Genomic DNA, 23847 nt, shown 5'->3' on the forward strand with positions numbered 1-23847 from the left:
AATGTCCTTCCTCGTCCGCGCCTCCTTGCTGCTCGCCTGTTTCGCGCTCGCCGCGCCCGCCTTCGCCGCCCAGCCGAAACCGGATTTCGCGCTGAAAACAAAATCGCTCGATGCGTCGGTCATTCTGGACAAGAACGTCAAGGCCGATCCGGCGCTGGCGGCGAACTGCCTTGCCGAGGGCAAGAAATGGGTGGCAACCAGCCGCGCCGATGCCGACAAGGAGCGCAAGGCAACGCCGGACATGTTCCGCAACGGCGCCTGGACCGTCGAGCGCAGCTACGACACCCGCTCGGTGGTCGCCGACCGCTATGTCAGCATTGTCAGGAACGACTATACCAACACCGGCGGCGCGCATCCCAACACCGACCTCGACACCATCCTGTGGGACCGGCGAGCGGCCAAGCGCATCAGCATCCGGCCGTTCTTCACCGAGACCGCCAACAACGGACCGGCGCTGACTGCGATCCGCAATGCTGTCGTCGCTGCGCTCACCGCCGAGAAGAAGAAGCGCGGCATCGATCCGCGCGCCGACAGCGACTGGGCCAAGGGCATCGAGCCCAATCTGCTGAAGCTCGGCGCGGTGACGCTGGCGCCGTCGACCGAGGCCGGCAAGAGTTCGGGGCTGACGTTCCACTATCCGCCCGATGCCGTAGGCTCACATGTGGAGGGCGGCTATGTCGCCTTCGTGCCCTGGCCGGTGCTGAAGCCCTATCTGAGCGCGGAAGGCGTCGCGATCTTCGGCGGCGACCGGCCGAAGGGCGACGATGACGAGCCCTAGACCCATCGACATCATCGCGCTGGCGGCGGACGTGCGCGCGGGCTCGCGCGCGGCGCTGGCGCGCGCCATCACGCTGGTGGAAAGCCGCCGCGCCGATCATCAGGCCAAGGCGCGCGAACTGGTGCAGGCACTGCTGCCCGACACCGGCCGCGCCATGCGCGTTGGCATCACCGGCTCGCCCGGCGTCGGCAAATCGACGACGATCGACGTGCTCGGCATGTATCTCATCGCGCAGGGCCACAAGGTCGCGGTGCTAGCGGTGGATCCCTCCTCGGCGCGCACCGGCGGCTCGATCCTCGGCGACAAGACGCGAATGGCGCAGCTGTCGGCGTCCGAGGCGGCGTATATCCGCCCTTCGCCGTCCTCGGGCACGCTGGGCGGCGTCGCGGCGAAGACCCGCGAGGCGATGCTGCTGTGCGAGGCCGCGGGCTTCGACGTGGTGCTGGTGGAAACCGTCGGCATCGGCCAGTCGGAAACCGCGGTCTGCGACATGACCGACTTCTTTCTCGCTCTCATGCTGCCCGGCGGCGGCGACGAGTTGCAGGGCATCAAGAAGGGCCTGATCGAGCTCGCCGACATGATCGCCATCAACAAGGCCGACGGCGACAACCTCAAGCGCGCCACTATCACTGCCGGCGACTATCGCGGCGCGCTGCATATCCTGGCGCCGCGCAGCGAACACTGGCACCCACCGGTGCTGACCTATTCGGCGATGGCGGGCACCGGGATCGCCGAACTCTGGCAGAAGATCTGCGAGCATCGCACCGCGATGCTGGCCTGTGGCGATTTCGAAGCGCGACGGCGCCAGCAGCAGGTGAAGTGGATGTGGACCATGCTGGAGCAGCGCATGATGGCGCGGCTGCGCGCCGATCCCGCCATCCGCGCGCGGGTCAAACAGGTGGAGCATGAGGTGGCCGACGGTCGCATCACCCCGGCGTTGGCCGCCGAGCAGATAGCCACATTGCTGAAGGAGTGACATGACCGCTCCCCTGCGCATCCTGATCACCGGCTTCGGCCCCTTCCCCGGCGCGCCGGTCAATCCGACCCAGCCGCTTGTGGCGCGGCTGCAAAGACTGCGACGGCCGGCGTTCGCCGAGGTGGAACGCATCGCGCACATCTTTCCGGTGAGTTATGGCGCGGTCGATCGCGACCTGCCGCAACTGCTGGCCCAGCATCGGCCGCATGCGCTGCTGATGTTCGGCCTCGCTGCGCGCACGCCGTTCATCCGCGTCGAGACCCGCGCCCGCAATGCCGTCACCATGCTGTGGCCCGACGCCGCGCATACGCGGGTGCGGCAGGCCTGCATCGTGCCCGGCAAGGACGCGCAAAACTTCGGTCCGCACACCGCCAGGCTGCTGCGCGCGGCGCTGGCCAGCGGCGTCGACGTCCGCGCCTCGCGCGATGCCGGGCGCTATCTGTGCAACTATCTGAGCTGGCGCGGCATCGAGACCACAAGGCTGCCCGACGGCCCGCGGCTCGCCGCCTTCATCCACGTGCCGCTGCCGGCGCGCGATGCCGCCTCCAGGCGGATGACCGGGGAACAGCTGGTGGACGCCGGCGAAGCCTTGCTGCTGGAAATGATCCGGCTGACGCGGGCGCGGCTGCGGGAGGCCCGCGGAGGGAACTTGCCGGGACTCACTCCGGTATTTGCCTAAATCTTGCCAAGAACCTGAACAGGCGCCCTTGTTTGCGTGCGGCAGCCATGCAGATGGCTCGCTTGTGCACCGCAGCATGGATGGCCTAAGTGGCGCCTTCTCGAAAGGACGCCCGTTCGTGACCGACATCAATGCCGACGCGTGGGTATCTTCCACCCACCGCCCCATGGGGTTTCCCGAGTTCCTGCTGATGATCGCCGCGATCATGGCGCTGAACCCGCTGGCCATGGACATCATGCTGCCGGCGCTGCCGGAGATCGGCGCGGCGTTCCGCATCAGCGACGGCAACCGGCTGCAGCTGTTGCTGTCGGCGTTCCTAGTGGGCTTCGGGGTCGCCCAGTTCGCCATCGGCCCGCTGGCGGACCGGTTCGGCCGGCGGTCGATCCTGCTCATCGGCATGACCGTCTATTGCATCGCCAGCCTGCTGGCGATCGTGGCGCCGTCATTCGAAACCCTGTTGCTGGCCCGCGTGCTGCAGGGACTGGGCACCGCCGCCACCCGCGTCATCGCCACCTCGATCGTGCGCGACTGTTACACCGGCCGCCGCATGGCCAGCGTGATGTCGCTGGCGATGATGGTGTTCATCTCCGTGCCCATCATCGCGCCGTCATTCGGGCAAGCGGTGATGCTGATGACCCAGTGGCGCGGCATCTTCATCGTCCTGATGGTCTATGGCGTGCTGGCGCTGATCTGGAGCGCGCTGCGGATGCCGGAAACCCTGCCGCTGTCGGAGCGCAAATCGCTGGCAGTTCGCGATGTCCTCGGCGCCTACTGGACCACCATCTCGAACCGGCAGACGCTGGGCTATGCCCTGGCGGCCGGCGCGGTGCAGGGCTCGCTGTTCGGCTATGTCTTCATGTCGGAGCAGATCTTCACCGAGATCTATCACCTCGGGCATTACTTTCCGCTCGCCTTCGCCGGCGTCGCCCTCGGCATCGCCATCGCGGGCTTCATCAATTCGCGTTTCGTCGGCACGATCGGCATGCGGGTGATGTCCCATAGCGGGCTGGTCGCCTATGTCGCTGTCGGCGCGGCCATGCTCGCAGCGGCGAAGCTCAACTTCCTGCCGCTGGCGCTGTTCATGGCGCTGTCGGCGACGATGATGTTCACCTTCGGCCTGATGTTCGCCAACTTCACCGCCATGGCGATGGAGCCGCAGGGCCACATTGCCGGGACCGCCTCGTCGCTGTACGGCACCGTGACCACCCTGCTGGGAATCGGCATCGGCTACACCATCGGCCAAGCCTACAACGGCACGCTGTTGCCGTTCGCTACCGGCTTCTTCCTCTGCACCCTGGCGGCGCTGGCCGTCGTGGCGGTGGTGGAAAAGGGCCGCCTGTTCGCACCCCACAAGAGGGTGTGCTGACCGTCGCCATTATTGGCGACTCCCGGGTGAACCCGGAACCCGTTTGAACGTTGTCCATTTTTACCGGAGCGATCCGATGCCCTATGCGCTGTTCTGTGACGATGCCAAGTTGAGCAGGTCCTACCCCACCGAAGCCGACGTCTGGAAACTGGCGCGCGACAGCGGACTCGTGACCGACATCGAAACCAAGGCCGCACAGCCGACGCCGCGCCGCGTGCTCGACAACGACTACGAAATCCGGCCATGCGAGGCCGAGCCCGGCGAATGCCCGGAAAAGAACAAGGTCGCCGCGCGCGAAGAAAAAGACTTTCAGCTCGAGCTGAAATCGCCGAAGTCCGAGCCGAACGAAGATCTCAGCCCGCTGAAGCGTTCGGCCTGATCCCCCTCGCTGCCAACGCAGCGAGGTTTGTTTCTTGCGGACATCCGGGACAGGAGTGTCAATCCCGGCTCAGCTTGCGCTGATATCAAGCACCACTCGCGCCGGAACGTCGCCGCTTTTCAGGCGGTCGAACACCGAGTTGATCGCCGACAGCGGCTGCAGCTCTATGTCTGCCTTGACCTTGCCCTCGGCGCCGAACGCCAGTGCCTCGGCCATGTCGCCGCGGGTGCCGACGAACGAACCGCGGATGGTGATGCAGTTGGCCACCACGTCGAACAACGGGACCGGGAAATCGCCGGGCGGCAGACCGACCAGCACGCAGGTGCCGCGCTTGCGCGCCATGCCGATGCCCTGCTTGAAGGCGACGAGCGATGGCGCCGTGATCAGCACGCCATGGGCGCCGCCGCTGGTCCCCTTGCGCACCGCTTCCACCGCGTCAGGCGATTTGGCGTTGACCACCAGGTCGGCGCCGAGCTTGGTGGCGTGGGCCAGCTTGCGGTCGTCGATGTCGACAGCGCAGACCTGCAGGCCCATCGCCTTGGCGTACTGGATCGCGAGGTGCCCGAGACCGCCGGCGCCGGAAATCACCATCCATTCGCCGGGCCGGACGTCGGCCACCTTGATGCCCTTGTAGGTGGTGATGCCGGCGCAGATCAGCGGCGCGGCCTGCTGCGGGGTCAACCCATCGGGAATGTGCGCGACATAGTTGGGGTCGGCGATGATGTAGTCGGCGAAGCCGCCGTTCTTGGTGTAGCCGCCGAACTCCGCTTCGCCGCACACGGTTTCCCAGGCAGCCAGGCAATGCTCGCAGTGACCGCAGGCCGAATACAGCCATGGCACACCGATGCGATCGCCCTCCTTGACGATGGTGACGCCGGCGCCCACCGCAGCTACCCGTCCGATGCCTTCATGGCCGGGAATGAACGGCAGATTCGGCTTCAGCGGCCAGTCGCCGCTCGCCGCATGCAGGTCGGTATGACAAACGCCGCAGGCCTCGGTCTTCACCAGAATCTGGCCCGGACCGGGCGTGGGCACATCCCACTCCCGCAGTTGCAGAGGCTTGCCGAATTCTTCGACGACGGCGCATTGCATCTTAAGTGCCATGACGATGTCCTGTTCAGAGAGTGAGCGGAATGGACAATGCGACGCCTGCGCATCGCCCGATGAAAGGAACCTTGCGCAACGGCGCTACAGCGGTGCGTCAACGATGTTGATGCGAACCAGCTTCTTGTTGACGAAGGCCTGGATGCCCATGTCGCCCAGTTCGCGGCCATAGCCGGAATTCTTGATGCCGCCGAACGGCAGTTCGGCGTCCGACCAGGAGATATTGTTGATGAACATCATCCCGGTCTCGACCCGGCTCGCGACGCGCTTGCCGCGCTCGATATCCCCCGTGAAGACCGACCCGCCGAGGCCGAAGTCGGAATCGTTGGCCAGCGCAATCGCCGCGTCCTCATCCTTGACCCGGAAGAACATCGCCACCGGACCGAAGAACTCATCGCGAAAGGCCGGATTGGCGGGCGCCACATCGGTCAGGATCGTCGGCTGCATGTAGGCGCCAACGCGATCGACGCGCTTGCCGCCCATCGCCACCTTGGCGCCGTTGGCGACCGCAACGTCGACTTGGCCGAGCAGCTCCACCAGTGCGCCTTCCGACGACATCGGGCCGAGCGTGGTCTTTTCATCCAGCGGATCGCCGGCCTCGAGCGCGCCCAGCGCCAGCTTGAACTTTTCGAGAAACGCATCGGCGACGCTGTCGACGACGATGAAGCGCTTGGCCGCACAACAGGTCTGGCCGGTGTTGTACATGCGGCCCCACAGCGCCCATTTGACGGTATGCTCCATGTCGGCATCGTCGAGCACGATGAAGGCGTCGCTGCCGCCGAGCTCCATCGACGACGGCTTGAGGTTCTGCCCGGCGCGCGCGGCGATGCTGCGGCCGGCCGGCACGCTGCCGGTCAATGCCACGCCCTTGATGCGGCGATCGTCGATGACGCGGTCCGACTGGTCATGGGTGACGAACAGGTTGGTGTAGAGCCCGGCCGGCGCGCCGGCGTCGATCCACAACTGTTCGAAGTCGATGGCGCATTGCGGGACATTGCTCGCATGCTTCACCACCAGCACATTGCCGGCCATCAGATGCGGACCGGCGACGCGAGCGAGTTGATAGCAGGGGAAATTCCACGGCTCCACGCAGAAGATCACGCCGATCGGCGTGCTTTCCATATGGGCCTCGCCGGCGGTCGGATGCAGCGGCTGCGGCGCCAGGAAGCGCTCGGCATTCTCTGCGTAGTAAGACAGGATGCTCGAACTGAACTCGACCTCGCCGCGCGCCTCATGGATGCGCTTGCCCATTTCCAGGGTCAGCGTGCGTGCATAGAGGTCGGCCTTCTCGTGCAGCAGCTCGGCCGCCCTGGCGACAATCACCGCGCGCTCGGCATAGGTCTTGCGCCGCCACATCTCGTAGCACTGCGCGGCCTGTGCCAGTTTCTGCTCGAGCTGCGCGTCCGTCAGCGGTTCGAATGTCCTGAGGACTTTTCCGGTGGCGGGATTGAGACTCTGATAGGCCATGGCTGTTCTCGTTACTGTTGTCGTGCGACTGGGACGCCTGCGCGGCGGGAACCACGCGACACTGTCTTGGCTATCCGGGAGAGAATTGCTGGGGGACGCTTGCTGAACCTCTGATGGCTCTGTCTGGAGCTCGTGCGTCCAGATAATCCGCGCGCTCGCGGCCGTCGTTGTCCCAGATCAACATTCAGGGATCACGACATCGACCGGCGGATCGCGGAACACGCCGCTGAGGGCGATCGCAGGGTTAACCCTACTGTCACAATCGCGTGCGCGCGCCCTCGCCTGCGCGATCGCGCCGCTGCATTCTGGGTTAGGTCAGCTTGCGGAAATCCTGCTTCCGCCGGGAGCCACGCCATGGACGTCAACCGCCGCCATCTGCTCAATGCCTCCGTCGCGGGGTTGACCGCGGGCGCGCTCGCCGCCGCAACGACCGACGCTGCACGCGCGGCGCCGCTGACCTCGACGATGGGCCGCGACGTCACGCAATACGGCGTGCGGCCGAACAGCCCCGACGACCAGACGCGCAACCTGCAGCGCGCCATCGACGACGCCGCGCGCGCGCAGGCGCCGCTGGCGCTGCCGCCCGGGATCTATCGCACCACGTCGCTGAAACTCTCGAACGGATCGCAACTGGTCGGCGTGCGCGGCGCGACCAGACTGGCGTTCAACGGCGGCGCGTCGCTGCTGGAGAGCCAGGGCGCCGATCACATCGGCATCAGCGGCATCACGTTCGACGGCGGCAGCATCAAGCTGCCGGCGCGGCGCGGGCTGCTACACTGCCTCGGCGGGCGCGACCTGCGCATCAGCGACTGCGAGATCACCGGCAGCGGCGGCAACGGCATCTGGTTGGAAAACGTCGCGGGTGCCATCAGCAACAATATCCTCACCAACATCGCCGGCACCGCCATCGTGTCATTCGACGCGCGCGGCCTGATCGTGGCGCAAAACACCATCCTCGGCACCAACGACAACGGCATCGAGATCCTGCGCACCGCCATCGGCGACGACGGCACGCTGGTGATCGACAACCGCATCGAGGACATCAAGGCCGGGCCCGGCGGCTCCGGCCAGTACGGCAACGCCATCAACGCATTTCGCGCCGGCAATGTGATCGTGTCGGGCAACCGCATCCGCAACTGCGACTACTCGGCAGTGCGCGGCAATTCGGCGTCGAACATCCACATCTCCGGCAACAGCGTCAGCGACGTTCGCGAGGTCGCGCTGTATTCCGAATTCGCCTTCGAGGGCGCGGTGATCTCCGGAAATACGGTGGACGGCGCGGCGGTCGGCGTCTCCGTATGCAACTTCAACGAGGGCGGCCGCATTGCCGTGGTCCAGGGCAACATCATCCGCAACCTGATCCCGAAGCGGCCGGCCGGCACCAAGCCCGACGACGACGCCGGGATCGGCATCTATATCGAGGCCGACAGTTCGGTGACCGGCAATGTGATCGAGAACGCGCCGTCGTTCGGCATCGTCAGCGGCTGGGGCAGGTATCTGCGCGACGTCGCCATCTCCGGCAACGTGATCCGCAACGCCTTCATCGGCATCGGCGTCTCGGTGGCCCAGGGGCCGGCACCACGCTGGTGACCGGCAACATGATCTCCGGCGCGCCGCGCGGCGCGGTGGTCGGCCTCGACCATGCCCGGCCGGTGACGCCGGACCTCACCGCCGACGGCGCGCAGCGCTATGCGCAGGTGGCGCTGGGCAACAACGCGGTCCGCTGACGGACCGCGCCGCCGTTAAATGGCGTTGCGCAGGATCGGGTAGCGCTCAAGCAGCACCAGCGGCTCGAGCAACTTCTGCCAGTCGGCCTCGGACTCGGACGCCTGGTCGGCGACAGTAGCCCTGGCCAGCGGGGCGAGCGCGATCTGCGCCTCGCGGGTCGGCTCGACAGCGGAAGCGATCGCATCGGGCTGCAGCGGCGGCGACGGGGCCCGCGCGACCAGAGGGACGTTGCGGAGCTCGGAGGGCTGCAAAGCGCGCGGACGCGGCTCCTCGTACAGCACGGTGCCGTGATAGGCCGGAGTGCTGCCGAGACGATCCAGCCATGACGGGGTGTTGCGGGCGGCTTCTGCGGTAGCGAGGCCGCGCCAGGTCTCTACCGCCGCCTTGGCTTCCCGGATGTTGTCGAGAAAGTCGGCTTCGCTGTGGAAGCGCCGCCAGCGGCCGCTCTCGAACAGATCGGTGAGATAGTCCAGCCGGCGTTCGGCAAGTGCGCGCCAGCGTTCAATGATCTCGCGCCCGTGAACCGGCGCGTGTCGTTGCGTCATGAAAGTGCTCGAAAAGAGGGAAATGGACGCAAAAGCAACGACGAATCAACAAACTGAATGGAGCGAGTTTCTGTGGACAAGTTCGCGGCGTCCAGCAAAATGTGTTCAATTCTGCACAGTGTCGACACGAAAGGGCCCTGAAGTCTCGATGGCACCGGCACTTCGCCAGTCAACCCGTCCGACCGAATGGCAGCTGACCAGAGCATGGTTAACTTGGCGTTAACGCAGCGGCCAAGTGTTCAGGTGAGATATTCGGGCCTTGCGACACCGGCACGACGGCGAGAAGAAACCGCGACACAAGTGCCAAATACGAAAGACCCGCCCGGGGGGACAACCGGGCGGGTCAAGCCGTATCGGACGCTGGGGTGGATGGGCGCTCGCGCCGGATACGGCCTCGTTGGGGAGGGATTGCCGCTCCCACACAGATCAGTCGCGCGCACGCTTGGGCACGTTCAAAGCGGCGCGAATAATTTTAACGAATTCGGCCTGCGGCCATCCGCGCATTATCGCGCAGCCGACGCATCCGAGGCCATCGACGGCGCGGCCTGCTCGAGCGCGCGGGTGGCTGGCGCCGGCTGTGGATCTGACACCGGTGCCGGTGACGGCGGCGCTGCGGCAACGACCGGCGTCGCGGACGGCACGGCCGATACCGCGCCATAGGCGTCGGCGATGCCGGCGCCGAACAGGTCGTCGCGGCCGGGCGCGCCGAGATCGCGCGCGGTCTGCATCAGGATGGCGCGCAGCTCCTCCGGCTTGAGCGCCGGGTTGCGCTCCAGCATCAGCGCCGCGAGGCCGCTGATGTAGGCCGCGGAGAACGAGGTGCCCGAGATCATCTGGTACTTGTTGTCGGGCGCCGGCAGAAAGATGTCGACGCCCGGTGCTGCGACGGCGATGTGACGGCCGCGGGTCGAGGCCGCGAACAGCCGGTCAGAGGCGTCGGTGGCGCTCACCGCGATGACACCGGCATTGGCGGCGGGATACAGCGGCGGCGATTTCGGACCGGCATTGCCGGAGGCAGCCACCAGCACAATGCCCCTGCCCGCCGCGGCAGTCACCGCGCGGTCCACCAGCGCATCCTGCGGACCGGCGAAACTCATATTGATCACCCGCGCGCCGTGGGACGCAGCATGGTCGAACGCCTTGACCAGGACGAACGACGTGCTCTCGGCGCCACCTGACTTCTCAGTAGCGCCCTGCCCGCCGCCGAAGGCACGGATGGCGAGGATGCGGGCGCGCGGCGCGCTGCCCATCAGGCGGCCATGGGCCACGATGGCGCCGGCGATGCCGGTGCCGTGGACGTGAGCGCCTTCCTTGCTGCCGAGCGCATCGAAGGTGCCGGCGATGGCGCCCACCAGTTCGGGATGGGCAACGTCAATCCCGGAATCGATCACCGCGACGGTGACGTCGCCGCCGAGCGCCAGCCGATGCGCCTCGGGCAGCCGCAGTTTGGCCAGCGCATACTGCGCCGGATCGCCTTCAACCGGCGCCGGGCCGCGGGCCTGATCCTGCAGCATGTAGCGGAAATTCGGCTGCACCGCGCGCACGCCGGCGTCGGTGCGCAACTGGCTCTGCACCGCGTCGACGGATCGTCCATCGGCGATGCGGAACAGACCGACGGTGGCGCCGATCAGCGGAAAATTCTGCGCGCCGAGTCGTGTCAGGCGATAGCGCCGCGCCAGCGCGTCGATCTGTGCATCGCTGAGCGCGCCATCGAGTTCGGCGACGATCTGGCCGGGGACGCTGCGCGAATTGACGGCGCTGACGCCGGCGTTGCGGCGCGCGGCGCCGGCATTCTGGCTGCGCCGCGGCGGACCGCCGGCGCCACCGCGGTCGGCGGCGAGGGGCCCGTCCCGGCACGCGCCGCTGGCGTCGCGATTGGCGGCGGCACAGCCAGGATAGGTGTTGGGCGAATAGCGCACATCGCCGATGGACGGCCGGGCGATCCTCGGTAGCACCACCGGCACCCGGCCCGGCATGGTGGGCCTCACCGCCACCGAGGGGATGCCGATACGTCCTGGCGTTGCGGCCATCCCGACGCCTGCGCGTCCGGCGATATTGGCCACGCCACCGCCGGCGATGTTGGGATTGGCCCGCGCCGCGACGTTCGGCGCGATGCCGGGAACCCGCGAGCCGATGTTGATGGTGGGCGAGCGCATCATGCCCTGCGCATGTCCGGCGCTACCGGCCAGCAGCAGCGGCAGGGCGGCGACAAGCGCTACGGAGATCCGACGCAGCGGCAAGCGCCGGCCGGTGTCATGATGGTCGGCCATGGGACTTCCTCGCACGCACATCGCGCCTTCCGACGGACAGGGTCGGTCGCCGACGCCGGTTTACTGCGCTGCAACCGCCAGGCTGATGATCTTCTCGTTCTGCAGCCGGCCCATCAGCGCGGCCAGTTCGTCCTTCGACATCGCCTTGTCGCCCAACTGCAGCCGGAACATGCCGCCCTTGGCGCCATCGACGATCGACGCCTGGTAGCTGTCGAGGAAGGCGGTGATATCGGCCACCTTGGCATCCGGGGCAAAGCGCACCAGCGCATAGGGTCGCGCATCGATCGGCTGGCGATCGGCCTTCGGGGCCGATGCGGTCTGGAACGTGCCCTGCTGCTTCATCAGTACGGCGCCGATGACGCCGGCCTGCACCAGCAGCGCCAGCGCGCCGACCGCGGCGGCAGTCGCCAGCGTGCGCGGCGACAGCCGGGCAAAGAAGCCGGCGACCCGCGCCGAAATGTTGAACGACGCATAGGACTCGCGCGCCGGCTCCGCATCGATCGCCGCGAACAGCTTCTGCATCGCCCGCGACGACGGTGCGCCGAGGCTTTCGTTGAGCAGGATGGTCTCGGCATATTCTTCCCGGATCGCCGCATACTGCCGGGCCAGTTCGGGATCGCGGGCCAGCGCCTCGTCGACGCGCCGCGTATCGCGGGCATTCAGCGTGCCGGCCGCATGCCACGGCAGCAGCGCCTCGATCTCGCCGGGTGCCGTCTCGGCCTCGATCTTCTTGTTCGTCGCCATCATGGCCAGCCTCGCTCCACGCCGGCTGCCTTGAGCAGATCGGCCAGTTTCTTGCGCGCGTAAAACAACCGCGTCTTCACAGTATTTTCGGGAATTCCGACGATCTCTGCGACTTCTTCCACCGACTTCTCGTGGTAGTAGACGAGATCGACGATCTCCCGATGGTCCGGCGAAAGCGCGGTCAGGCACTTGCGCAACGCAACGCTGGTATCCTTCTTCTGCACCGTCACTTCCGGATCGTCGGAGGTATCCTCAATCGCGTTGGCGGTCTCGTCGTCCAGTTCGGCATCCTTGCGCTTGCGCAGCGCCGACAATGCCTTGAACCGCGTGATCGCCAGCAACCAGGTCGACACCGCGGACCGGCCCTCGAATTTGCCGGCCTGACGCCACACGTCGAGAAACACCTCGCTGATCAAGTCTTCCGCAATCTGCTCGTTCCGGACCAACCGAAGCCCGAAACGAAAAATCCGCACATGATGCCGGCCATAAAGAACCTGCATCGCAAGCCGGTCGCCTTGTGCGATCCGCGCGATCAGGACGTCATCCGAGGTCGCCTGTGTCGCAGTCAATGGCCGTCTCGTCAGGTTGGTCGGAATGAAAGCATCGAAGGTTCGAACAGCAAGGCAAAATCTTCTCAAATTACAAGAACCGTCCGCGGTGTCTGTGACCCAGCGCACACAGGCCGCCTGGTCGGGCGCTTCAGCCCTTGAATTTCGCCATGCTATCACATCCGGCCTGGATCCCCCATCCGGCGGACCGTCCGGCGAACCTGGCCCGCCGTGCGGCGCGGCCCCGCGCAACGGGCGGTATGGCGCTCTGTGGGCCGAAAAGCACAATGCCGCCAAGCGCAATTCATGCTCAGCGGCACTGCTTCAACTCTGGACCCTGCAATCCCCAGCAAAGGGTAGTCTGCGCCGGCCGAAAAAGGTTCAGCGTCGAAGGAATTCCATCCGGATGCTTTCGGCGCGGCCGTCGGGACGCAACCGGCTGGCCGACGCCCTTGGCCTGAAACCTTGCGTCAGTCGTGGACCTCTACCCCCATACAGTTGAAAAAGCGGAAAATGTCTTTTGAAACAAACGAGGTAACCGCGATGGGCCGAATGTCCTGCGCCGGCCAAAGATACCAAACCTAAAGGCTTGCCGTTTACGGTAACGGTATTGCATCCCTCAATGGCGAGACCATGCCGACGGCTCATCACATCCTCCAGAACGCGGTGGACGGCGGTGTCGAGACGGCGCCAGCCGTCTTGACACCCGACGTTCTCAGGCGGCGCACGCATCGGCGACGCCACCTGCTGGAGATGATTGCCGCCTCCTACCTGGTCGACGTCGTTCTGCTGTTGCTCTACGCCGCTGCCGGCACCGTGCCGGCTTCGGTTGCCGCGGCCTATGCTGCGTGCGGCGCGGCTTTCGTCGCGGTGTTCGGCACCATGTCGGAAACCGGATTCAACGACCGCTTCCGCGACCATTATCTGGTCTGCCCGCAGGCGATCGCCGGCTCGCTGCAGATCATGGCCTTCATCTATCTCGCGCCCGAGGTGGGGGCACTGTTCATCTGCACCCAGTTCATCGTCATCAGCTTCAGCTCGCTGCGGACGACCTTGCCGCAAAGCGCGGCGTTGTGGACGCTGGTCGGCGGAGGTCTGGCGGCGCTGTTTCTGATCGACGACCTGCGGGTGGGGCTGCCGCACGGCACCCTGTTCGAACGCCTAGTGACGGTGCTGATGCTGGCGACCACCACCGGGCGCTGCATGTTCATCGGGATTTTCGCCAGCTCGCAAAGAGCTTCGCTGTACCGACGCGGCGTGGAGTTGACCGTCGCCAACCGCAAAATCGAGGAGCTCGCCGAACTCGACGAACTGACCGGTTCGTTCAACCGGCGCTGCATCATGCGCATGCTGGACGACGAGATCGGGCGCGCGCAGCGCATCGGTGTCCCGTGCTGCGTCGCGCTGATCGACCTCGACTGGTTCAAGCGCATCAACGACACCTACGGACATCCGACCGGCGACGAGGTGCTCAGGACCTTTGCCATCACCGTCTACGCAAACATTCGCAGCTCCGACAGGTTCGGCCGTTACGGCGGCGAGGAATTCCTGCTGGTACTTCCCGATACGCCCCACGAGACGGCGGTCCAGATACTGGATCGCCTGCGCGCCCTCATTACTGTGCTGGACTGGAGCGCGTTTTCCGACGGGATGAGCGTCACCATCTCGGCCGGGATTGCTAGACTCGACCCCGACGACACCGCCGATACGTTGCTTGCACGCGCCGACCGTGCCCTTTATGCAGCCAAGAAGCAGGGACGAAATCGTATTGCCAGTGCCTGATTATTTTTTCGCTATCGCCGGCAGGGAACGTCGCCGGTGCCAATTGCAAAGCTCTAGGACAGAGTCATGAAGTCGAAATCCGCCGCCAATCTGCTCGATGAGCTTCAGAACACGCTCGCCCACGGCACGGTGGCGCGCCGGGTCGAAACGTTGCGCCGGGTCACCGACCTATTTCTCGACCACGCCGTGGAATGCTCGCCTGAGCAGATCGCCGTCTTCGACGACATCTTCGGCTGCCTGCTCGAACATATGGAAGCCTGCGCCAGGACCTTGCTGGCCGAGCGGCTGGCTCCGATCGCCGACGCGCCACCACGGGCCATCCGCACGCTGGCCTTCGACGATGCGATCGAAGTCGCCGCACCGGTGCTTTCGCAATCGGTGCAGCTCGATGAGAGTTCGCTGATCGAGAACGCCCGCACCAAGAGCCAGCAGCACCTGCTGGCGATTTCGATACGCAAGGTGTTGAGCGGCGCCGTGACCGACGTGCTGGTCGCGCGCGGCAACGAGGAAGTGGTCAAGAGCACGGTCGGCAATCCCGGCGCGCAAATCTCTGAACAGGGTTATACGACGCTGCTGTCGCGCGCCGAACGCGAGGACGGCTTTGCCATCTGCATCAGCATGAAGACCGAGATTCCGCGACATCATTATCTGAAGCTGGTTGCCAAGGCCTCCGCTTCGGTGCGCGCGCGGCTCGAGGCGGCCAATCCATCGTCGTCCGCCGACGTATCGCAGGCGGTGCATGAAGTGGCGCGGCGCGCCCGTTCGGCGCCCTCGGCGCTGCCCCGCGAGACCACCATTGCCCACGGCCTGGTGCGTTCGCTGTATGAGGACGGCCGGCTCGACGAATGCCAGGTGGCGACCTTTGCCGAAGCCAACAAGTTCGACGAAACCAATGCCGCCATCGCCTGCCTCGCCCATGTGCCGGTGGCCGTAGCCGAAACCATGATGATCGAGTCCCGCAACGAGGGGATCTTCATCCTGTCCAAGGTCGCGGGCTTTTCCTGGCCGACAGTGCAGGCCATCGTCCGGATGCGGCAGCACCTGGCCGGTGCCGATCCGCACGAGGACGAAGACGACCGCGAGACCTATGAACGGCTGCGGCTCTCGACCGCGCAGCAGGTGCTGCGCTTCCAGCGTATGCAGCAGAGTGCATCGAAGACCCCGGCCTGATCGCCGCGGCCTCCCTATCTGCGCGAGCCCACCTGCAGATTTTTACGCCAACGCCCTTGGCGAGATTTTCAACGCGCAGGGTTTGGGTTAGAATTTGATTCTGGCGCGGCCCACGCCTCCCTCCCCCGCTCGGGAAAGTAGAATTCATACAGGGTACATCGATCGCAAACCGACTGTTCGAGCCAAAGCAAAGGGGGATTGCGAAGACCGCTCGCGATGGAAGGTTTTCGATGAGACTATCCGCGCCTATTTATTTCTTGAAGCGCAAGGCGAAGCTGCTGGCTCGCGAACGTGCCATTCCGTTGCACGACGCGCTCGATCGCATAGCCAGTCAGGAAGGCTTTGGCGGCTGGAGTTTGCTTGCCGCCCGGCATGCCGCCGGTTCCCCCGCTGCAAAGCTGTTCGCGCAATTGGCGCAAGGCGATCTTCTGCTGGTCGGCGCGCGGCCCGGCCACGGCAAGACGCTGATGGCGCTCGAACTGGCCATTGAGGCGATGAAGTCCGGCCACCGAGGTGTCTTCTTCACGCTGGAATATACCGAGAAGGATATCCTGAATCGGTTCGATGCGCTCGGCGTCAAACCTGCACAATTTGCCAGCCAGTTCACCTTCGATTGCTCCGACGCCATCAATGCCGACCACATCATTCAGATACTGCAATCGGCACCATCGGGTACGCTGGTCGTCATCGATTATCTGCAACTGCTCGATCAAAGGCGCGAAAGCCGGCCTCTGGCCGAGCAAGTGATCGCGCTAAGGTCATTCGCGCGGGCGCGCGGACTGATGGTCGTTTTCGTCTCCCAGATCGATCGCAGCTACGATCCCGCCAGGAAGCCCTATCCCGACATGCAGGATGTGCGGCTGCCCAACCCGCTCGACCTGACGCTGTTCGACAAGACATGTTTTCTGAACAATGGCGGCAGCCGGTTGCAGGCGGCCATTCCGCAGCCCGGATGAGCTGTTGCGACATCGGGGCGGCCCATCGATATGGGCTGCCCGGATGCCCTCGCCGGGCTGCGCCGGAGCTTCAGTATTTCAACAATCTGGCGCCGGCGAGCGCGCCGACCGCAGTGACCAATGCGGTCGCCAGCGTGTACCAGGTGGCCACGAACAGCGGCGAGTCGTCGACGCAATGCGCGGCATAGAGCGTTGCCGCCAGCCCCGCCGACAGCAGGCCGGCCAGCGCCCCGGCCAGCGCCGGCTGCGCCGGCGCGCCATGGCGTAGCGCCAGCAGCGTCGCGGCGAGGATCGGCAGCGACAGCACGGGAATCGCGGTGAGGCACAGCATGGAATTGCGGCCCACCAGCCGCGCCATCATCGGCATGCGCTGGGGCAACATCATCTCGGCGACAATCGCGATGACCAGGATGAATGGCGACAGCAGCAACAACCAGATCCAGCGTCCCAGCACCGCCTCCGGCCGCGACAGATGCAGGCTGATCACGATGGCCGGAATCGCCAGCGCCAAGGTCACCACGAATTTGAGGTCGAAGAACGGATTGCGCATCGCGGTCATGAAATTCGGACGGAAGCCGAGGGTGACCAGCAGCATTGCCGCCGCGACCGGTAACGCCACCAGCAAGGCCATCGCCAGCACGGTGCCGACGGGGAAGGCGCGGGACTCGTTGTCCGCGGCCAGGGTCTGGATCAGGCGATCGGTATCCATCGTCATTCCTTCCGCAACTTCGCCGCGAGGCTGGCCAGCCCGCGATGCAGCGCCACCCGCACCGCGCCTTCGCTCATGGTCAGCTTCGCAGCGGTCTCCCGGATCGAGGCGCTGTTCACCGCGATCGACTGCAGCACATCGCGCTGTCGCGCCGGCAGCGCCTCGAGATGCCCCGCGATCTCGCCCACCGGCAAGGTCTCGGCCACCGGCTCGCTCGGCAGCACTTCGGCGAAATCGTCGATATTGACGAACACCCGACGGCCGCGGCGGCGCAGCGCATCGATCAGCTTGTTGCGGGCGATGGCGAACAACCACGGCGCGAACGGCGCCTCGGCGTTCCACGTCTGCCGCTTCAAATGTACTGCCAGCAAGATCTCCTGCACGATGTCCTCGGCCTGATCGGGAGGTTGCCCGGCACGCGCCAGTCCGCGGCGCGCACCCGCGCGCAGCACCGGCGTCACGGCTTTGAGAAGACGGTGGTAAGCGATGCTGTCGCCTGCATTGGCCGCCAGCATCAGGTCCGTCCATTCGTCGTCGCGTCCGTGCAAGCGCCCTCACAAACTGTTCGGCTCGGCCATCGATTTGTTACACCCCCGATGAAGAAAAAGGGCACGACAGTTCTCCTAGCACTGTTCCCCACGTCTTGCTCGCGCGTTGATTCCAAAGCCGAATTTTGCCGGCCCCGGTTTCGCTGCCGCGTTTTTGCCGGACTCTCCCGAAGATTCCCTTTTTTGCCCCGCTGTGAACACGCCCGCAGTCTCCCTTGGCGCCGTTGGGGACGGACATTTTGGGGAGACATCCATGACCATCGCAACCAGCGGGCGCTCGGCGCTGATTCTTGCAGCAGGACTGTGGCTCTGCGTCGCCGGACCGATGCACGCGACCGAATCCGATGCCAGCCCGGCCGATTCGTCGGCGAAGGCCGATGGTGCAACGGGCAAGCCGATCGCGCTGAACAAGTTCGCCAAGCCGCACCACACCCGCAAGACCGCCAAGGCCGCGAAACCCGACAAGGCGGCGAAGGCCGCCGCGACGACGAATTCCGACGCCAAGAACGTCGAGAACGCCAAGAGCGTCGACACCAACAGCACCAATCCGATGCCCCCGCGGTCGCCAACGCCAACGCTCAGTTGCCCGCGGATGCACCGGCCGAAACGCCCCAGTCCGTATCGGCCAAGGCCGACAGCGTGTTCAAGGGCATCGGTGGCGCCCCCGCCGTGACAGAACCTGCCGCCGACCCGGGCGCGCAGGTGGTGGCAGCCGATCAGCTCAACGAGCTCGATCGCGCCATCACCGACGACAAGCCGGCTTTAGCGGGCGACAAGCCGGCCTTGACCCTCGCCTCCGCGACCATCGATGCACCCGTGGTGGTGAGCCAATCGAACAGCACGACGCTCGAGCAGACCTCGCTGATCGGCAAGATCTTCATCGCCTTCGGCGGCCTGCTGACGCTGGCCTCCGCGGCACGGATGTTCATCGCCTAGAATTTTCGGGACCCGGATGCGGCGCATCCGGGTCCCTCCCCTTGAAGCTCATCCCGCCAACGGGCACATTGCGCGCGGCCACTCGGCCGTCAGAACAATGCGGGATGAAACATGAGCAGCTTCGAACACATCATCGTCGAACGTACCGGTGCCGTCGCGGTGCTGCGCCTCAACCGTCCGAAGATGCTCAACGCCCTGTCGTTCGGCGTATTCTCCGAAATCAAACTCGCGATCGACGCGCTCGAGGCCGATGACGCCGTCGGCTGCATCGTGCTGACCGGCAGCGAAAAGGCATCGCCGCGGGCGCCGACATCAAGGAGATGCAGCCGAAGAGCTTCATCGACATGTTCAGCAGCGACTTCACCCAGATCGGCGGCGACCGCGTCGCCACCTGCACCAAGCCGACCATCGCCGCGGTGAGCGGCTATGCGCTGGGCGGCGGCTGCGAACTGGCGATGATGTGCGACATCATCATCGCCGCCGACACCGCGAAATTCGGCCAGCCGGAGATCACGCTGGGCACCATTCCCGGCATCGGCGGCACCCAGCGCCTGACCCGCGCCATCGGCAAGTCCAAGGCCATGGACCTGTGCCTCACCGGCCGCATGATGGACGCCGCGGAAGCTGAACGTTCGGGGCTGGTCAGCCGCATCGTGCCGGCGGACAAGTTGATGGAAGAGGTCATGGCGATGGCTGAGAAGATCGCCGGCATGTCGCGGCCGGTTGCGACTATGGCCAAGAGCGCCGTCAACCGCGCCTTCGAAACGCCGCTGACCGAGGGCCTCAAGGTCGAGCGCGACCTGTTCCACGCCACCTTCGCCCTGGAGGATCGTTCAGAAGGCATGGCGGCGTTCATCGAGAAGCGCAAGCCGGTCAACAAGAACCGCTGAGCTTCTGCTGCAACCGCAGGGTGGGTCAGGCGCGCTTGCGCCGTAACCCACCGGTGTGGCTTTGGCTGTCATCGCGCGCGGATGGCGGGTTACGCGCTTCGCGCGAACCCACCCCGCGGCTGTTGCGCTAAAATCGCCCTGTCATGAATGTCTGGCAGAGACACGCCAGCCATGGCTGAGGCGCCCGAACGGTTGCCGGCAGACGTCGATACCATCCCCAAGCCTGGTCCCGACGATGTGGCGACGACGCCACACACGGCAGGAAACGGTGCGGGTTTATTGTCGCATTCCCCGCCTCCGCCGTTCGCCGTAGGGTCCTGACTCATCAAGCAAATCGGAGCCGCGAAATGCCCTGTGGGGAACCGCACGCGAAGCCCGGCTTGTGCGCCGGATGGTTTGCCTGACAAGGCAACGCCCTCTAAACATCAATTGACGTCGGCGGGGGCAGATGTCGGAATTGTTCAGGATCACATGGTGCGTCATCACGAGAGATCAGGCCTCGCCGGACGGCGCGTGCCGCGAATGGGCATCACCATCAGGGCACTGACGCTCGGCGTCTCCGCTTTGGCCGCAATGTCCGCCACCACCGCGGCACAAGCCGAGACCGTGGCGGAAGCACTGGCCAAGGCCTACCAGTCCAACCCGCAGCTCAATGCCGAGCGAGCCCGCCAGCGCGCCACCGATGAAGGCGTGCCGCAGGCGATGGCCGGCTACCGGCCGCAGGTGGCCGCGACCCTGGGCGTCGGCCTGCAGGCGGTGCGCAACCTGTTGCCCGACAACACCATCCAGGGCGCCACCCTGAAGCCGTGGACCATCGGCGTCACCGTGACGCAGACCCTGTTCAATGGCTTCAAGACCGCCAACAGCGTGCGCGTCGCCGAATTTCAGGTGCAGTCCGGCCGCGAGGCGCTGCGCAACGTCGGCCAGGGTGTGCTGCTCGATGCGGTCACCGTCTACACCAACGTGCTCGCCAACCAGTCGCTGGTGGAGGCGCAGCGCGCCAACGTCGCCTCCTTGCGCGAGACCCAGGGCATCGCCCAGAAGCGGCTCAATGCCGGCGACGTGACGCCCACCGACCTGTCGCAGGCCGACGCGCGGTTTGCCCGCGGCCAGGCCGACCTCAACGCCGCCGAGGTCAGCCTGGCGATCAGCCAGGCCACCTATGCGCAGATTGTCGGCAATCTTCCGTCGCGCCTCAGCCCCGCCGAGCCGGTCGACCGGCTGCTGCCGCGCAGCCGCGAAGAGGCCACCGCGCAGGCCTTCAAGGCCAATCCCGCGGTGCTGGCTGCCGGCTACGACGTCGACGTCGCCACCACCACCATCAGCGTTGCCGAGAGCAGCCTGTATCCGACCGTCACCCTGCAAGGGAGCGCCAGCCGCTCCAACGATACTGACCAGACGCTGGGTACCAAACGCACCGACCAGGCCTCGATCCTCGGCCAGGCCACGGTGCCGATCTATGACGGCGGCCTCGCCGCAGCGCAGACCCGTCAGGCCAAGGAACTGTCGGCGCAAAGCCGCCTGGTGCTCGAACAGGTGCGCAACCAGGCGCGCACCGCCGCCATCGGCGCCTGGGTGTCCAACGAGGGCGCCAAGGCCGCGGTCGCTGCCGCTGAGGCTGAGGTGCGCGCCGCCGGCGTTGCGTTGCAGGGCGTGCAGCGCGAGGCCCAGGGCGGCCAGCGTACCACCGTCGACGTATTGAACTCACAACAGGACCTGGTGTCCGCCAAGGCGCGGCTGATCGGCGCGCAGCGCGACCGCGTCATCGCCTCCTACCAGTTGCTGGCGGCGGTCGGAAAGCTTGACGTCCGGACGCTCGGCCTCAACACGCCGGACTACCTGCCGGAAGTGCACTACCATCAGGTCCGCGACGCCTGGCATGGCCTGCGCACGCCGTCGGGGAAGTAGCGGCGTCTCCAGGTTGATCGAGACCTTCAAGGAAGCGCACCGCAAGTCCTGATCGCGCTTCCGCGGAAATGCGCCCTCTGGTAATCTGACACTCCCGGAGAATAACCAGGAGTGAGAATCAGGTGAGGATCGCATGATGAAGACATGGACTCTCGGCTGCGCCATGGCGCTGCTCGCTTGCACAACCGCCGGCGCGCAAGACTGGACCAAATCCAAGTGGGGCCCCGACGACGAGATCGGCGCCGCCAACTACATGAAGCCGGAACTGGTGCTGAAGGCGGCGCAACTGGTGAAGACCGGAAAGGCCTATGCGCTGGGCTTTCCCGTCGGCGCGGAGATGCCGGCCTATCCGCCGCGCGGCTTCAAGATCACCGTGGTGCAGCCCGGCCAGGCCGGCATCCCCGGCATTGGCCCCAACAAGGCGACCTACAATGACGACATGCTGCAGGGCTGGGTCGGCGTCGGCAGCCAGATGGACGGCCTCGGCCATCTCGGCATCGAACACGTCTACTACAACGGCAACAAACTGGCCGATTTCGCCGACCCCACCGGGCTGAAGAAGCTCGGTATCGACAAGGTGCCGCCGCTCGTCAGCCGCGGCGTGCTGCTCGATATGGCCGCTTACTACGGCACCGACGTGGTCAAGGAAGGTACCGCTTTCAACACCAAGGAAATCGAGGAGGTGGCGAAAAAGCAGGGCGTCGAGATCCGCGAAGGCGACGTGGTGCTGTTTCATACCGGCTGGGCGGGCCTGATCGGCAAGGACAATACGCGCTTCGGTGCCGGCGAACCGGGACTGGGCGTCGAAGGCGCAAAATACCTCACAGGCAAGGGCGTGGTGGCCGTCGGCGCCGATACCTGGGGCGTGGAGGTGGTGCCCTTCGAGACCAACAACGTGTTCGAGGTGCACCAGATCCTGCTGGCGATGAACGGCACCTACATTCTCGAAGTCATGAACACGGCCGATCTGGCAAAGGACAAGGCCTACGAGTTTCTGTTCGTGCTCGGCCAGCCGCGCTTCAAGGGCGGCGTGCAGAGCATGATCAACCCGGTGGCGATCCGCTGATGAGGTGCTGACGGCGGGCCGTCAGTTCGGCGTGCCCGCCGCCAGCCAGGCGGCGATGGTGGCGCGCTCCTCGGGCGTCATCTCGGTGACGTTGCCGGGCGGCATGGCGCTCGACCAGGCGGCGTTGCGCCCGATCAGGCGGGCGTAGCGCTTGATGTGCGCGGCATCGTCGAGCTGTACGTTCTTCGGCGCGGTGACGATTCCCGACCATGACGGCTCGACGGCATGGCACATGCTGCAGCGGGTCGACACGATCTCCTCCACCATGGCGAAGGTCGGCGTCGCCGATGCGGCCGCCCCGCTCGCGATGCGTGGCCCTGTCCCGGACAGCAGCAGGATGGCGATCATGCCGGCCGCGGCAACGCCCCACACCCACCACGGCGACGGCTTGTCGGCGTGGCGCTGGTTGAAGAAGTGGCGGATCACCGGCCCGAGCGCCAGCACGATGGCCACGATCAGCCAGTTGTAGCGGGTGGCGTAGAGCAGCGGGTAGTGGTTGCTGATCATCAACACGATCACCGGCAGCGTCAGGTAGTTGTTGTGCACCGAGCGCAGCTTGCCGGCCTCGCCCCAGGCCGGATTGGGCGTCTCGCCCTTGAGCAAGGCGGCGACGATCTTCTTCTGGTTCGGAATGATCGTGGCGAACACGTTGGCGACCATGATGGTGCCGACGATGGCGCCGATCTGGTTGAAGGCGCCGCGGCCGCTCAGCACATGGGTGAAGGCATAGGTCAGCGCCACCAGGAAGACATAGCCGCCGATCGAGAACGCCAGTTCGTTGCGGGCGAGGCCGGAGCGGCATGCCGCCTCATACAGCAGCCAGGCCAGCGCCAGGCTGACGAGACTGAACAGGCCGGCCTGGATCGCCGTGAGGTCGAGCACCGACTTGTCCACCAGAAACAAGTCGGCCTCGAGGTAATAGACGATCAGCATCAGCACGAAGCCGGACAGCCAGGTGGTATATGCCTCCCACTTGAACCAGGTCAGTTCGTCCGGCATCGCCTTCGGCGCCACCATGTATTTGACGATGCGGTAGAAGCCGCCGCCATGGACCTGCCAGGCCTCGCCCTTGACGCCATCGGGCAGATCGCGGCCCGGCTTCAGGCTGAGGTCGAGGTGGATGAAGTAGAACGAACTGCCGATCCAGGCCATGGCGGCAACGACGTGCAGCCAGCGGAAGATCAAGCTGCCCCATTCGGTGAGGATCGATTCCCAGAGCATCGGTGGCAAGGTCCAGTTCGGGCGGGGTCATGGCGTGATGGCAGCACTATTCATGCATGATGCATGCCGGACGGGCC

Annotated in this window: 21 protein-coding genes and 2 pseudogenes; 14 read left to right on the forward strand and 9 right to left on the reverse strand. The window is 65.7% G+C overall.

The window, feature by feature from the left end; genetic code table 11:
• Position 1 precedes the first annotated feature (1 nt).
• The 5 genes from ONR75_RS22620 to ONR75_RS22640 all read left to right on the forward strand — a co-directional run bounded on the left by ONR75_RS22620 (position 2) and on the right by ONR75_RS22640 (position 4178).
• Positions 2 to 778, forward strand: coding sequence for a DUF3298 and DUF4163 domain-containing protein (locus ONR75_RS22620; protein WP_265079214.1), 777 nt, complete (start codon positions 2 to 4; stop codon positions 776 to 778).
• The gene (gene meaB, locus ONR75_RS22625) at positions 765 to 1754 is read left to right on the forward strand and encodes a methylmalonyl Co-A mutase-associated GTPase MeaB (RefSeq protein ID WP_265079215.1); all 990 of its coding nucleotides are present in this window, start codon (positions 765 to 767) and stop codon (positions 1752 to 1754) included. Before ONR75_RS22620 ends, meaB begins: the two co-directional genes overlap by 14 nt.
• A 1-nt stretch (position 1755) precedes the next feature.
• The gene (locus ONR75_RS22630; RefSeq protein ID WP_265079216.1) at positions 1756 to 2433 is read left to right on the forward strand and encodes a pyroglutamyl-peptidase I; all 678 of its coding nucleotides are present in this window, start codon (positions 1756 to 1758) and stop codon (positions 2431 to 2433) included.
• A 118-nt stretch (positions 2434 to 2551) separates the two neighbouring features.
• Positions 2552 to 3799, forward strand: a complete 1248-nt coding sequence (locus ONR75_RS22635; protein ID WP_265079217.1) for a multidrug effflux MFS transporter — start codon at positions 2552 to 2554, stop codon at positions 3797 to 3799.
• Positions 3800 to 3875: 76 nt separating this feature from the next.
• Positions 3876 to 4178 carry a hypothetical protein gene (locus ONR75_RS22640; protein WP_265079218.1) on the forward strand — a complete coding sequence of 101 codons (303 nt, stop codon included), beginning with the start codon at positions 3876 to 3878 and terminating at the stop codon, positions 4176 to 4178.
• A 69-nt stretch (positions 4179 to 4247) separates the two neighbouring features.
• On the opposite strand, the gene ONR75_RS22645 is transcribed toward ONR75_RS22640, so the two are convergent.
• Complete coding sequence (locus tag ONR75_RS22645) at positions 4248 to 5282, reverse strand: zinc-dependent alcohol dehydrogenase (protein ID WP_265079219.1); 1035 nt, start codon at positions 5280 to 5282, stop codon at positions 4248 to 4250.
• 84 nt (positions 5283 to 5366) lie between these two features.
• Positions 5367 to 6749: an NAD-dependent succinate-semialdehyde dehydrogenase gene (locus ONR75_RS22650; protein ID WP_265079220.1), complete on the reverse strand. Its 1383-nt coding sequence runs from the start codon at positions 6747 to 6749 to the stop codon at positions 5367 to 5369.
• A 354-nt stretch (positions 6750 to 7103) separates the two neighbouring features.
• Between ONR75_RS22650 and ONR75_RS22655 the strand changes: the two are divergent.
• Positions 7104 to 8476: pseudogene (locus tag ONR75_RS22655) on the forward strand (TIGR03808 family TAT-translocated repetitive protein).
• A 15-nt stretch (positions 8477 to 8491) separates the two neighbouring features.
• Here the strand turns inward: ONR75_RS22655 and ONR75_RS22660 are convergent.
• The 4 genes from ONR75_RS22660 to ONR75_RS22675 form a co-directional block, all read right to left on the reverse strand.
• The gene (locus ONR75_RS22660) at positions 8492 to 9022 is read right to left on the reverse strand and encodes a TIGR03809 family protein (protein WP_265079221.1); all 531 of its coding nucleotides are present in this window, start codon (positions 9020 to 9022) and stop codon (positions 8492 to 8494) included.
• Positions 9023 to 9525: 503 nt separating this feature from the next.
• On the reverse strand, positions 9526 to 11181 hold the full coding sequence (locus tag ONR75_RS22665; RefSeq protein ID WP_265083768.1) for a S8 family serine peptidase: 1656 nt from the start codon (positions 11179 to 11181) through the stop codon (positions 9526 to 9528).
• Positions 11182 to 11352: 171 nt separating this feature from the next.
• Positions 11353 to 12039 carry a hypothetical protein gene (locus ONR75_RS22670; protein ID WP_265079222.1) on the reverse strand — a complete coding sequence of 229 codons (687 nt, stop codon included), beginning with the start codon at positions 12037 to 12039 and terminating at the stop codon, positions 11353 to 11355.
• The gene (locus ONR75_RS22675; protein WP_265083769.1) at positions 12036 to 12605 is read right to left on the reverse strand and encodes a sigma-70 family RNA polymerase sigma factor; all 570 of its coding nucleotides are present in this window, start codon (positions 12603 to 12605) and stop codon (positions 12036 to 12038) included. The genes ONR75_RS22670 and ONR75_RS22675 overlap by 4 nt, the downstream gene beginning before the upstream one ends.
• 612 nt (positions 12606 to 13217) lie before the next feature.
• On the opposite strand from ONR75_RS22675, the gene ONR75_RS22680 reads away from it, so the two are divergent.
• From ONR75_RS22680 to ONR75_RS22690, 3 genes are all read left to right on the forward strand, one after another.
• A complete protein-coding gene (locus ONR75_RS22680) occupies positions 13218 to 14366 on the forward strand; it encodes a GGDEF domain-containing protein (protein WP_265079223.1) in 1149 nt (382 codons plus the stop codon).
• A 66-nt stretch (positions 14367 to 14432) separates the two neighbouring features.
• Positions 14433 to 15536, forward strand: coding sequence for a DUF2336 domain-containing protein (locus ONR75_RS22685; RefSeq protein ID WP_265079224.1), 1104 nt, complete (start codon positions 14433 to 14435; stop codon positions 15534 to 15536).
• Positions 15537 to 15766: 230 nt separating this feature from the next.
• Positions 15767 to 16492: a DNA helicase gene (locus tag ONR75_RS22690; protein WP_265079225.1), complete on the forward strand. Its 726-nt coding sequence runs from the start codon at positions 15767 to 15769 to the stop codon at positions 16490 to 16492.
• Between the two features lie 70 nt (positions 16493 to 16562).
• Here ONR75_RS22690 and ONR75_RS22695 read toward each other — a convergent pair whose 3' ends face one another.
• Positions 16563 to 17201, reverse strand: a complete 639-nt coding sequence (locus tag ONR75_RS22695; protein ID WP_265079226.1) for a DUF1109 domain-containing protein — start codon at positions 17199 to 17201, stop codon at positions 16563 to 16565.
• A gap of 2 nt (positions 17202 to 17203) precedes the next feature.
• Positions 17204 to 17749, reverse strand: a complete 546-nt coding sequence (locus ONR75_RS22700; RefSeq protein ID WP_265079227.1) for a sigma-70 family RNA polymerase sigma factor — start codon at positions 17747 to 17749, stop codon at positions 17204 to 17206.
• Between the two features lie 253 nt (positions 17750 to 18002).
• Between ONR75_RS22700 and ONR75_RS22705 the strand changes: the two genes are divergently transcribed.
• The 5 genes and pseudogenes from ONR75_RS22705 (at position 18003) to ONR75_RS22725 (ending at position 22549) form a co-directional block, all read left to right on the forward strand.
• The gene (locus ONR75_RS22705; RefSeq protein WP_265079228.1) at positions 18003 to 18422 is read left to right on the forward strand and encodes a hypothetical protein; all 420 of its coding nucleotides are present in this window, start codon (positions 18003 to 18005) and stop codon (positions 18420 to 18422) included.
• A complete protein-coding gene (locus tag ONR75_RS22710; RefSeq protein WP_265079229.1) occupies positions 18419 to 18685 on the forward strand; it encodes a hypothetical protein in 267 nt (88 codons plus the stop codon). The genes ONR75_RS22705 and ONR75_RS22710 overlap by 4 nt, the downstream gene beginning before the upstream one ends.
• 111 nt (positions 18686 to 18796) lie before the next feature.
• A pseudogene (locus tag ONR75_RS22715) lies at positions 18797 to 19575 on the forward strand (enoyl-CoA hydratase).
• Positions 19576 to 20148: 573 nt separating this feature from the next.
• The gene (locus ONR75_RS22720) at positions 20149 to 21483 is read left to right on the forward strand and encodes a TolC family outer membrane protein (RefSeq protein ID WP_265083770.1); all 1335 of its coding nucleotides are present in this window, start codon (positions 20149 to 20151) and stop codon (positions 21481 to 21483) included.
• A gap of 133 nt (positions 21484 to 21616) precedes the next feature.
• On the forward strand, positions 21617 to 22549 hold the full coding sequence (locus tag ONR75_RS22725) for a cyclase family protein (protein ID WP_320109643.1): 933 nt from the start codon (positions 21617 to 21619) through the stop codon (positions 22547 to 22549).
• Positions 22550 to 22570: 21 nt separating this feature from the next.
• Here ONR75_RS22725 and ONR75_RS22730 read toward each other — a convergent pair whose 3' ends face one another.
• Positions 22571 to 23770, reverse strand: coding sequence for a urate hydroxylase PuuD (locus ONR75_RS22730; protein ID WP_265079231.1), 1200 nt, complete (start codon positions 23768 to 23770; stop codon positions 22571 to 22573).
• Between the last annotated feature and the right edge of the window lie 77 nt (positions 23771 to 23847).

Source organism: Rhodopseudomonas sp. P2A-2r, assembly GCF_026015985.1.
In the GTDB taxonomy this organism is placed as follows: domain Bacteria; phylum Pseudomonadota; class Alphaproteobacteria; order Rhizobiales; family Xanthobacteraceae; genus Tardiphaga.